Source organism: Pseudomonas sp. BNK-30 (assembly GCF_047456185.1).
In the GTDB taxonomy this organism is placed as follows: Bacteria; Pseudomonadota; Gammaproteobacteria; order Pseudomonadales; family Pseudomonadaceae; genus Aquipseudomonas; species Aquipseudomonas putida_E.
The window spans coordinates 1-11,545 of record NZ_CP179904.1 but is presented as its reverse complement, the minus strand read 5'-3'; the positions used below and the strand labels follow the sequence as shown (position 1 = coordinate 11,545).

The 11,545-nt window shown below is 55.6% G+C and carries 5 protein-coding genes, 2 tRNA genes and 3 rRNA genes; 1 reads left to right on the top strand and 9 read right to left on the bottom strand.

Going from position 1 to position 11,545, the window contains the following annotated elements; genetic code table 11:
• Nucleotides 1-42 precede the first annotated feature (42 nt).
• On the bottom strand, nt 43-1,581 hold the full coding sequence (murJ, locus tag ACMGGN_RS00050) for a murein biosynthesis integral membrane protein MurJ (RefSeq protein ID WP_125923356.1): 1,539 nt from the start codon (nt 1,579-1,581) through the stop codon (nt 43-45).
• Between the two features lie 250 nt (nt 1,582-1,831).
• On the opposite strand from murJ, the gene rpsT reads away from it, so the two are divergent.
• Nucleotides 1,832-2,110 carry a 30S ribosomal protein S20 gene (gene rpsT, locus ACMGGN_RS00045; protein ID WP_003247625.1) on the top strand — a complete coding sequence of 93 codons (279 nt, stop codon included), beginning with the start codon at nt 1,832-1,834 and terminating at the stop codon, nt 2,108-2,110.
• A gap of 139 nt (nt 2,111-2,249) precedes the next feature.
• Here rpsT and ACMGGN_RS00040 read toward each other — a convergent pair whose 3' ends face one another.
• The 8 genes from ACMGGN_RS00040 to ACMGGN_RS00005 all read right to left on the bottom strand — a co-directional run bounded on the left by ACMGGN_RS00040 (nt 2,250) and on the right by ACMGGN_RS00005 (nt 11,094).
• Nucleotides 2,250-4,550 (bottom strand): PqiB family protein, encoded by a 2,301-nt coding sequence (locus tag ACMGGN_RS00040; protein WP_046784655.1) that lies wholly within the window; start codon nt 4,548-4,550, stop codon nt 2,250-2,252.
• On the bottom strand, nt 4,543-5,166 hold the full coding sequence (locus ACMGGN_RS00035; RefSeq protein WP_281870259.1) for a paraquat-inducible protein A: 624 nt from the start codon (nt 5,164-5,166) through the stop codon (nt 4,543-4,545). The genes ACMGGN_RS00040 and ACMGGN_RS00035 overlap by 8 nt, the downstream gene beginning before the upstream one ends.
• The gene (locus ACMGGN_RS00030) at nt 5,153-5,812 is read right to left on the bottom strand and encodes a paraquat-inducible protein A (RefSeq protein WP_125923355.1); all 660 of its coding nucleotides are present in this window, start codon (nt 5,810-5,812) and stop codon (nt 5,153-5,155) included. Before ACMGGN_RS00030 ends, ACMGGN_RS00035 begins: the two co-directional genes overlap by 14 nt.
• 134 nt (nt 5,813-5,946) lie before the next feature.
• Nucleotides 5,947-6,062, bottom strand: a 5S ribosomal RNA gene (gene rrf / locus ACMGGN_RS00025).
• A gap of 131 nt (nt 6,063-6,193) precedes the next feature.
• Nucleotides 6,194-9,085: ribosomal RNA gene (locus tag ACMGGN_RS00020) — 23S ribosomal RNA — on the bottom strand.
• Between the two features lie 236 nt (nt 9,086-9,321).
• Nucleotides 9,322-9,397, bottom strand: a tRNA-Ala gene (locus ACMGGN_RS00015).
• A 6-nt stretch (nt 9,398-9,403) separates the two neighbouring features.
• Nucleotides 9,404-9,480 (bottom strand) — tRNA-Ile (locus ACMGGN_RS00010).
• 77 nt (nt 9,481-9,557) lie between these two features.
• Nucleotides 9,558-11,094, bottom strand: a 16S ribosomal RNA gene (locus ACMGGN_RS00005).
• Together the 16S, 23S and 5S rRNA genes with 2 tRNA genes alongside form the textbook arrangement of a ribosomal RNA operon.
• Nucleotides 11,095-11,545 lie beyond the last annotated feature (451 nt).

Sequence of the window (11,545 nt, the reverse complement as noted above, 5' to 3'; positions counted from 1 at the left end):
AGCGTGGAAAACGAAAAACCGACGCCTGACCCGCCATCCAGCTCAGTGCAGGGCCTTGCGGGCGAAATGCCGGGGCCTGAAGCCGCACAGGTAAAGGCAACCGAAATAGGTCACGATACCGGCCGCGATCAACGCCCCGAGGCGCACGAAACGCTCGAACATGTTGCCTTGCTCCCACGCCGGCAGGTAGTGCATGCCCACCAGCAGTACGGCCACCATCAGCGCTACTGCCAGCACCAGCTTGAGCAGGAACAGCGTCCAGCCCGGCTGCGGCTGGAACAGCTGCTGGCTGCGCAGCTTCCAGAACAGCAGGCCCGCATTCAGGCAGGCGCCCAGGCTGATCGCCAGGGCCAGGCCGGCGTGCTGCAGCGGGCCGACCAGGGCCAGGTTGAACAGTTGGGTGCAGATGAGGGTGAAGATAGCGATCCGCACGGGCGTACGAATATTCTGCTGCGCATAGAAGCCCGGTGCCAGTACCTTGACCAGAATGATCGCCAACAGGCCTACCGAATAGGCGATCAGTGCCTGCTGGGTCATCGCCGCATCGAAGGCGCTGAACTTGCCGTACTGGAACAATGCAACGGTCAGCGGCTCGGCGAGTATCGCCAGGGCCAGTGTGCAGGGCAGCACCAGCAGGAAGCACAGGCGCAGGCCCCAGTCGAGGATCCGCGAATACTCCTCGCGGTCCTTGTTGGCGTAGGTCTTGGCCAACGTCGGCAGCAGGATGGTACCCAGGGCAACGCCAAGCACGCCCGAGGGCAACTCCATCAGACGGTCGGCGTAGTACATCCAGGACACCGAGCCGGCCACCAGGAAGGAGGCGAAGATGGTGTTGATGATCAGCGAAATCTGGCTGACCGAAACGCCGAGAATGGCCGGCAACATCTGCTTGAGCACGCGCCACACGCCGGAGTCACGCAGGTTCAGGCGCGGCAGCACGAGCATGCCGATTTTTTTCAGCGCCGGCAGCTGGTACAGCAACTGCGCCAGGCCTCCGGCCAGCACGCCCCAGGCCAGTGCCATGATGGGCGGGTCGAAATACGGCGTGAGCAGCAGGGCGAAGATGATCATCGCCACGTTGAGCAGGGTCGGCGTGAAGGCCGGGACCGAAAAACGGTTCCAGGTATTGAGGATCGCCCCGGCCAAGGACGACAGTGAGATCAGCAATATATAAGGAAAGGTCACCCGCAGCAGGTCGGTGGTCAGCTGGTATTTCTCGGCATCGTCCGCAAAACCGGGCGCCGTGGCCCAGACCACCCAGGGTGCCGCAAGCACGCCAATCACCGTGACCAGGGCCAGGACCAGCGTCAGCAGGCCGCTGATATAGGCGATGAAAGTGCGCGTCGCCTCCTCGCCCTGCTGGGTCTTGTATTCGGCAAGGATCGGCACGAACGCTTGGGAGAAGGCCCCCTCGGCAAAAATGCGCCGCAGCAGGTTGGGCAACTTGAAGGCGATGAAAAAGGCGTCGGTAGCGATGCCGGCGCCGAAAACACGGGCCAGGATGGTGTCACGCACGAACCCCAGCACCCGGGAAATCATGGTGATGGAGCTGACTGCAGCCAGGGATTTGAGCAGGTTCATCGAAAAGATTCACGCCAAGGGCAGAGGACGCTGCCAGACAGCGTCCGAATGTGCGATACTCCCGCGCCTTCGCAGGGGAGCCAAAAATTCCCGAGTTTACAGGTCGTGCAGCAGAAAGGAATATTTCCCTCCTGTTGGTACACCGCTCGGCGGAACCCTGCAGGTGGCCTTGACATCCGGTCAACTGATCGGCATGATTCGCGGCCTATTTTGTTTGCTATTTACCTAAAGTCTTTCGAGGAGCTCGACGGTGGCCAACACACCTTCCGCCAAGAAACGTGCAAAACAGGCTGAGAAGCGTCGCAGCCACAACGCCAGCCTGCGTTCCATGGTCCGCACCTACATCAAGAATGTAGTCAAAGCCATCGACGCAAAAGACGCCGAAAAAGCGCAAGCCGCTTACGTTCTGGCTGTACCTGTAATCGACCGTATGGCCGACAAGGGTATCATCCACAAGAACAAAGCTGCTCGCCACAAAGGCCGTCTGAATGGCCACATCAAGGCGCTGAAAGAAGCTGCAGCTGCCTAAGCGACGCTTGTCGAAAAACCGACCCTAGGGTCGGTTTTTTATTGCCTGCGATTTGATGATGCTTGTGTTGCCAGTTACGGCCTCATCGCCGGCAAGCCGGGCCCCACAAAAGCGATAGGGCCGCATAGCGGCCCCTGCATTACTTGGCGATCTGGATCTTCGGTGCCCACTGCAGCCAGGCGTCCTCAGGCTTGTCGAACAAGGCAAAGGTCTGCTGCGGCCGCGCCGGGTTACCCATCTGCTCGCCATCAGGCGTGGCGAATGCAATACCACCGTCGATGAGGGTCTCCAGCGACTCGGTACGCACAGTGGCGCCCTTGAACAAGCCCCAGTCGAAACCGAAACCGCTGCTGTTCCAGAACCGGCTGCCACCGCGCACCAGCGCGGCATAGCGTGGCTCGATCAGGATGTGAATCAGCACGCGGTCTGCCGTCTGGCCCAACTCGAAGCCCGTTACCTTACCCACCGCGACCTCACGGTAGGTCACCGGCACGCCCGGCTTGATCGACCCCCTGCGCGGGGCGCTGAGGGTCAATGGCAAGCCGACTTCCACCCCGGTTACCTCAGGCGCGTCAGCCAAGGCTATGAAATCACGCTGCGGGCCTTTGTCCTTAACAGCGGGCTGCACCTCCAGGTACTGGCCGCCAATCAGGGTATCGAGGTTTTCTGTACGCACAAGGCCAAGGGCCGGCTTGACCACCCAGAACTGCGTCCCTGCACGGGCGATGCGGTCTGCCGCTTCGGTGATACGTGCGCGCAACAACACAGCCTGCAGGTCTTTGGTCAGGTCGACACTCTCGACACTACCAACATCCAGGCCACGGAAACGGATGGGCGTTCCCGGCTTGAGGCCATCTGCACGGTCTACACGGATGGTTATCAGCGTGCCGGCACGGTTTACCGCCTCCTGGCTGTCGTGCAGCCGGAACCTTGGAATATGGCGCTTGAGGGCTACGTTCGGCGTTGGCGTGTCGAAGGCGATGCCACCGGCCATCAGGGTCTGCAGCGACTCACTCTTTATCTTGATGCCCGACAGGCCACCGGTGAGGGTAATGCCGCTGACGTTCCAGAAACGCGAAGAGCCATTGACCAGGTTCTCGTACTCCTTTTCGATGTGCACACCGATCAGGATGCGATTGCTGTTGCGGGCGAACTGGTAGCTCTGCACGCTACCAACCTTGACCTGGCGATACATCACCGGGCTACCGACCTCCAACGAGCCCAGCGTATCGGCGAACAGCACCATGTGCAGGCCAGGCGCCTTGAGGTCCAGCGGCGGTGCCTTGGCCCTTGCTTCGAACTCGCGCTGCGGCGTGGCCCCCTTCTCACCCGGGCGAATGGCAATGTAGTTACCCTTCACCAAGGCCTCCAGGCCTGTGATACCCGCCAGAGAAATGGAAGGTTTGACCACCCAGAACTGCGTGCCATCGACCAGATAGTCTTCGGTCAGGGGGTCCAGGGTCAGCTCAGCCATGGCGCTGCCAAGGTTGTTTTCCATCTTCAGGGCTTTCAGCGAGCCGACTTGAATGCCTTTGTACATGACCGGGGTGCGCCCCGCCTGCAGTCCCTCATAGTCGCTCAGCTTGACCTTCACACGGATACCCGCCTGGGCGGCATCGAAATCTTCGTACAAGCGGAATGGCAGGCTCGGGTCGGTGGGCGGGCTATCCTTGCGGTATTCCGGTGTAGCAAAGGCGATACCACCGGCAACGATGCTGGAGAGGGATTCGCTGCGTACTTTTACCCCGGACAGCCCGGCATCGATGCTGATGCCGCTGGCATTCCAGAAGCGCGTGTGTTTGCGCACCAGGCTGGCATAAGCCGGCTCGATGAAGACTTTGACCTCGACCGTGCTCTGGTCCTCGGAAAGGCGATAGCTCTTTACCCGGCCAACCTGGATCTGCTTGTAGAACACAGGGCTATCGCGGTTGAGCGAGCCCAAGCGATCGGCCTTGAGCGTAAGGTGCAGGCCCGGTTCGCTGTCCGAAAGCGGTGGCGCCACCTTCAATGCCTTGAAGCGCTTGGTTCGCTCACCCTCGCCAGGGCTGACGGCAATGTAATTCCCTGACACCAATGTCTCGAGACCCGAGATACCCGCCAGCGTGACACTGGGCTTGACCAGCCAGAACCGTGTCCCTTTGGTAAGGTGAGGCTCTGCGTCTTTGTTCATCTCGATAGTGGCAATGACACCTTGGTTTTCGCCCTCGGCATCGAGCACCAGGCTTTTTACCTTGCCGACGGGCATGCCTTTGTAGATGACTTCGGTTTTGTTGGCGACGATGCCCTCACCGCTCTCGAAACGAACCTCGATTTCCACACCCGCATCACGGTAGGCCTGCCAGGCCAGCCACCCTCCAATCATCAAAGCGATCAGCGGCAGAATCCAGATGGCCGACCAGTTGGAGGCGGGCCGGGTTTTAGCCGTTGGCATGTCACTCATGGTCGTCATCCGACTCCGTGTTATCCCAAATCAGTCGGGGATCGAAAGTTAAAGCAGCGAGCATCGTGAGAATCACCACAGTAGCGAAGGCGACAGCGCCCAGGTTGGCTTCGACACTGGCGATACGGCCGAAATTCACCACCGCCACCAAGATGGCGATGACGAAGATGTCCAGCATGGACCAGCGTCCTATGAACTCGATGAACCGATACATCAAGATGCGTTGCCGCGCTGACAAGGGTTGGCGGCGCTGCACCGAATATAACAACAAACCGATGCCCACCAGTTTGAAGGTGGGCACCAGAATACTGGCAATGAACACCACTGCGGCAATGGGCAACATGCCATGCTTGAGCAGGGTAATGACGCCGGACATGATCGTGTCCGGGCTGCCCTGCCCCAATGTACTGACAGTCATGATCGGCAGCACGTTGGCAGGTATGTACAGGATCGAGGCAGCGATGAGTAGCGCCCAGGTACGGACGATACTGTTGGGCCGACGTGCATGCACAATCGCGCCACAGCGCGTGCAGGTCTGCGACTTGCTCTCGGAATCCTGTCGATTCAGTTCATGACACTCATTGCAGACCACAATGCCCGCATCAATCGCCCGCATGCAGATCCTCCCCCGACAGCGCACTCCAGATCTGGTGTGGAGACATCACCACTTCAAGCCAAACCTGAATCAGCAACAGGCTTATGAAGCAAAACAACCCTAGGCCTACGGTCAGCTCGGCAAGGTCGACCAGTTTCACGATTGCGACCAGTACGCCCATGAAGTAGACCTCGAGCATGCCCCAGTCACGCAAATGGTGATAAATGCGATAGAACAGCAGCCCATAACTACGCCCAACGTTAAGGCGGATGCTCAATAGCACCATGAGCTGGCACATCAGCTTGAGAAACGGAACCGCCATGCTGCACAGGAACACCACGACAGCGACACCGCGCATTTCGGAGTTGTACAAGCCCAGCACACCACTCCACACCGTATCGTCTGAAGTCTGGCCAAGCAGGTGCAGCTGCATGATCGGCAGGAAGTTGGCAGGCACGAAGAGCAGCAGCGCGGTCAGCACCAGTGCCAGGCTGCGATTGACCACATTGTGCCGGTGAGCGTATAGCTCATAACCACAGCGGGGGCACTGCGCCTTTTCATCGTGTTGCAGTTGGGGCTTGCGCATCAGCAGGTCGCATTCATGGCACGCGACCAGCTCGTCCAGCGGCAACTGCTCTAGCGCTTGGGTTTCGACTGGGTTGGGCATCTCGAGGTTCTGAATAGGTACGTCGGCTCTATTCTAGTGATACAGCTCGAAATGTGGGAGCCGACTTTCGGGCAACGGAGCTGGAAAGACAAAACCCCTACCTGCTCGCGCAGATAGGGGTTTTGCGAAATGAATCTTGACGATGACCTACTCTCACATGGGGAAACCCCACACTACCATCGGCGATGCATCGTTTCACTACTGAGTTCGGGATGGGATCAGGTGGTTCCAATGCTCTATGGTCGTCAAGAAATTCTGTAGCCAGAATGTCCAGATGGACAGCCCAGCGAATTCGGATATGCGATAGTTGTGATGCTGCGAACTTTCGGTTCTTTCGTCTTCACCACCGCAATCTGCAGAAGCAAATTGCTTGGGTGTTATATGGTCAAGCCTCACGGGCAATTAGTATTGGTTAGCTCAACGCCTCACAGCGCTTACACACCCAACCTATCAACGTCGTAGTCTTCGACGGCCCTTTAGGGGATTCAAGATCCCAGTGAGATCTCATCTTGAGGCAAGTTTCCCGCTTAGATGCTTTCAGCGGTTATCTCTTCCGAACATAGCTACCCGGCAATGCCACTGGCGTGACAACCGGAACACCAGAGGTTCGTCCACTCCGGTCCTCTCGTACTAGGAGCAGCCCCTCTCAAATCTCAAACGTCCACGGCAGATAGGGACCGAACTGTCTCACGACGTTCTAAACCCAGCTCGCGTACCACTTTAAATGGCGAACAGCCATACCCTTGGGACCGGCTTCAGCCCCAGGATGTGATGAGCCGACATCGAGGTGCCAAACACCGCCGTCGATATGAACTCTTGGGCGGTATCAGCCTGTTATCCCCGGAGTACCTTTTATCCGTTGAGCGATGGCCCTTCCATACAGAACCACCGGATCACTAAGACCTACTTTCGTACCTGCTCGACGTGTTTGTCTCGCAGTCAAGCGCGCTTTTGCCTTTATACTCTACGACCGATTTCCGACCGGTCTGAGCGCACCTTCGTACTCCTCCGTTACTCTTTGGGAGGAGACCGCCCCAGTCAAACTACCCACCATACACTGTCCTCGATCCGGATAACGGACCTGAGTTAGAACCTCAAAGTTGCCAGGGTGGTATTTCAAGGATGGCTCCATGAGAACTGGCGTCCCCACTTCAAAGCCTCCCACCTATCCTACACAAGCAAATTCAAAGTCCAGTGCAAAGCTATAGTAAAGGTTCACGGGGTCTTTCCGTCTAGCCGCGGATACACTGCATCTTCACAGCGATTTCAATTTCACTGAGTCTCGGGTGGAGACAGCGCCGCCATCGTTACGCCATTCGTGCAGGTCGGAACTTACCCGACAAGGAATTTCGCTACCTTAGGACCGTTATAGTTACGGCCGCCGTTTACCGGGGCTTCGATCAAGAGCTTCGCTTGCGCTAACCCCATCAATTAACCTTCCGGCACCGGGCAGGCGTCACACCCTATACGTCCACTTTCGTGTTTGCAGAGTGCTGTGTTTTTAATAAACAGTCGCAGCGGCCTGGTATCTTCGACCGGCATGAGCTTACGGAGCAAGTCCTTCACCCTCACCGGCGCACCTTCTCCCGAAGTTACGGTGCCATTTTGCCTAGTTCCTTCACCCGAGTTCTCTCAAGCGCCTTGGTATTCTCTACCTAACCACCTGTGTCGGTTTGGGGTACGGTTCCCAGTTATCTGAAGCTTAGGAGCTTTTCTTGGAAGCATGGCATCAACCACTTCGTCGCCTAAAGGCAACTCGTCATCAGCTCTCGGCTTTGAGATCCCGGATTTGCCTAAGATCTCAGCCTACCACCTTAAACTTGGACAACCAACGCCAAGCTGGCCTAGCCTTCTCCGTCCCTCCATCGCAATAACTGGAAGTACAGGAATATTAACCTGTTTTCCATCGACTACGCTTTTCAGCCTCGCCTTAGGGACCGACTAACCCTGCGTCGATTAACGTTGCGCAGGAAACCTTGGTCTTTCGGCGTGCGAGTTTTTCACTCGCATTGTCGTTACTCATGTCAGCATTCGCACTTCTGATACCTCCAGCAAGCTTCTCAACTCACCTTCACAGGCTTACAGAACGCTCCTCTACCGCATCACCAAAGGTGATACCCGTAGCTTCGGTGCATGGTTTGAGCCCCGTTACATCTTCCGCGCAGGCCGACTCGACTAGTGAGCTATTACGCTTTCTTTAAAGGGTGGCTGCTTCTAAGCCAACCTCCTAGCTGTCTAAGCCTTCCCACATCGTTTCCCACTTAACCATGACTTTGGGACCTTAGCTGACGGTCTGGGTTGTTTCCCTTTTCACGACGGACGTTAGCACCCGCCGTGTGTCTCCCATGCTCGGCACTTGTAGGTATTCGGAGTTTGCATCGGTTTGGTAAGTCGGGATGACCCCCTAGCCGAAACAGTGCTCTACCCCCTACAGTGATACATGAGGCGCTACCTAAATAGCTTTCGAGGAGAACCAGCTATCTCCGAGCTTGATTAGCCTTTCACTCCGATCCACAGGTCATCCGCTAACTTTTCAACGGTAGTCGGTTCGGTCCTCCAGTCAGTGTTACCTAACCTTCAACCTGCCCATGGATAGATCGCCCGGTTTCGGGTCTATACCCAGCGACTAAACGCCCTATTAAGACTCGCTTTCGCTACGCCTCCCCTATTCGGTTAAGCTCGCCACTGAATATAAGTCGCTGACCCATTATACAAAAGGTACGCAGTCACCTAACAAAGTAGGCTCCCACTGCTTGTACGCATACGGTTTCAGGTTCTATTTCACTCCCCTCTCCGGGGTTCTTTTCGCCTTTCCCTCACGGTACTGGTTCACTATCGGTCAGTCAGTAGTATTTAGCCTTGGAGGATGGTCCCCCCATATTCAGACAAAGTTTCTCGTGCTCCGTCCTACTCGATTTCATTGATAAGAGATTTTCGTGTACGGGGCTATCACCCACTATGGCCGCACTTTCCAGAGCGTTCCACTAATCTCAAACCAACTTAAGGGCTGGTCCCCGTTCGCTCGCCACTACTAAGGGAATCTCGGTTGATTTCTTTTCCTCAGGGTACTTAGATGTTTCAGTTCCCCTGGTTCGCCTCTTGCACCTATGTATTCAGTACAAGATACTCAGCTTGTGCTGAGTGGGTTCCCCCATTCAGAGATCTCTGGATCACAGTCTGTTTGCCGACTCCCCAAAGCTTATCGCAGGCTACCACGTCTTTCATCGCCTCTGACTGCCAAGGCATCCACCGTATGCGCTTCTTCACTTGACCATATAACCCCAAGCAATCTGGTTATACTGTGAAGACGACATTCGCCGAAAATTCGCATGTTGCTCTTCCGAGCAGAACTCACAAATTTTACCTTAGCCTGATCACACACCAGTGAAAGTGCATGTCAGTCTATTTCTATCACATATCCGAATTTTTAAAGAACGATCTGACAAAAGCCAGAAATCAACATTCGATGCAAATGCTCATTTCTGAGTTTGATCAAGGTACAGCAGAAGTGGTGGAGCCAAGCGGGATCGAACCGCTGACCTCCTGCGTGCAAGGCAGGCGCTCTCCCAGCTGAGCTATGGCCCCGCATATTGGTAGGTCTGGGCAGATTTGAACTGCCGACCTCACCCTTATCAGGGGTGCGCTCTAACCAACTGAGCTACAGACCTATATAGGGTCTTGATCGTCTTCGACAATGAATCAAGCAATTCGTGTGGGAGCTCATCAGCAGGCTGATGTCGTCGATTAAGGAGGTGATCCAGCCGCAGGTTCCCCTACGGCTACCTTGTTACGACTTCACCCCAGTCATGAATCACACCGTGGTAACCGTCCTCCCGAAGGTTAGACTAGCTACTTCTGGTGCAACCCACTCCCATGGTGTGACGGGCGGTGTGTACAAGGCCCGGGAACGTATTCACCGCGACATTCTGATTCGCGATTACTAGCGATTCCGACTTCACGCAGTCGAGTTGCAGACTGCGATCCGGACTACGATCGGTTTTGTGAGATTAGCTCCACCTCGCGGCTTGGCAACCCTCTGTACCGACCATTGTAGCACGTGTGTAGCCCAGGCCGTAAGGGCCATGATGACTTGACGTCATCCCCACCTTCCTCCGGTTTGTCACCGGCAGTCTCCTTAGAGTGCCCACCATAACGTGCTGGTAACTAAGGACAAGGGTTGCGCTCGTTACGGGACTTAACCCAACATCTCACGACACGAGCTGACGACAGCCATGCAGCACCTGTGTCAGAGTTCCCGAAGGCACCAATCCATCTCTGGAAAGTTCTCTGCATGTCAAGGCCTGGTAAGGTTCTTCGCGTTGCTTCGAATTAAACCACATGCTCCACCGCTTGTGCGGGCCCCCGTCAATTCATTTGAGTTTTAACCTTGCGGCCGTACTCCCCAGGCGGTCAACTTAATGCGTTAGCTGCGCCACTAAAATCTCAAGGATTCCAACGGCTAGTTGACATCGTTTACGGCGTGGACTACCAGGGTATCTAATCCTGTTTGCTCCCCACGCTTTCGCACCTCAGTGTCAGTATCAGTCCAGGTGGTCGCCTTCGCCACTGGTGTTCCTTCCTATATCTACGCATTTCACCGCTACACAGGAAATTCCACCACCCTCTACTGTACTCTAGCTTGCCAGTTTTGGATGCAGTTCCCAGGTTGAGCCCGGGGCTTTCACATCCAACTTAACAAACCACCTACGCGCGCTTTACGCCCAGTAATTCCGATTAACGCTTGCACCCTCTGTATTACCGCGGCTGCTGGCACAGAGTTAGCCGGTGCTTATTCTGTCGGTAACGTCAAAACACTAACGTATTAGGTTAATGCCCTTCCTCCCAACTTAAAGTGCTTTACAATCCGAAGACCTTCTTCACACACGCGGCATGGCTGGATCAGGCTTTCGCCCATTGTCCAATATTCCCCACTGCTGCCTCCCGTAGGAGTCTGGACCGTGTCTCAGTTCCAGTGTGACTGATCATCCTCTCAGACCAGTTACGGATCGTTGCCTTGGTGAGCCATTACCTCACCAACTAGCTAATCCGACCTAGGCTCATCTGATAGCGCAAGGCCCGAAGGTCCCCTGCTTTCTCCCGTAGGACGTATGCGGTATTAGCGTTCCTTTCGAAACGTTGTCCCCCACTACCAGGCAGATTCCTAGGCATTACTCACCCGTCCGCCGCTGAATCAAGGAGCAAGCTCCCGTCATCCGCTCGACTTGCATGTGTTAGGCCTGCCGCCAGCGTTCAATCTGAGCCATGATCAAACTCTTCAGTTCAATACTGCTTGGATTTTTAAGAAACCCTAAACTTGGCTCAGCAATCTCAAATGACTATGTGATTTCTCGCATGGTCACTTGTGATGCTGATAATCTTTCTGACTATCAGTCCGTACTCACAAGCACCCACACGAATTGCTTGATTCGATTTGTTAAAGAGCGTTTGGTTAAGAGCTTTTCGTCTCAACCGAGGCGCGCATTCTACGCTTTCCTCAGAGCCTGTCAAGCGTTTATTTTGAAGTTTTTTGCGAGAAACTCGTTTAGCTTCAAACACTTGGCTCGCTGCGATCTCTCGTAGCGGGAGGCGGATCATACAGCGTTTAGAAGCGCTGTCAACCACCATTTCACCGCTATCGATCAGGCGATCGAAGCACCACCAGCACCACCTGGATTAAGCAACTCTTTGAATTTCAAGGAGTTTCTCGTTCCGACTACGCTGGAAGTGGGGCGT

Excerpts from the sequence above, each read along its gene's own strand:
- murJ (WP_125923356.1), bottom strand. The coding sequence starts at position 1,581 with ATGAACCTGCTCAAATCCCTGGCTGCAGTCAGCTCCATCACCATGATT.
- ACMGGN_RS00040 (WP_046784655.1), bottom strand. The coding sequence starts at position 4,550 with ATGAGTGACATGCCAACGGCTAAAACCCGGCCCGCCTCCAACTGGTCG.
- ACMGGN_RS00035 (WP_281870259.1), bottom strand. The coding sequence starts at position 5,166 with ATGCGGGCGATTGATGCGGGCATTGTGGTCTGCAATGAGTGTCATGAA.
- ACMGGN_RS00030 (WP_125923355.1), bottom strand. The coding sequence starts at position 5,812 with ATGCCCAACCCAGTCGAAACCCAAGCGCTAGAGCAGTTGCCGCTGGAC.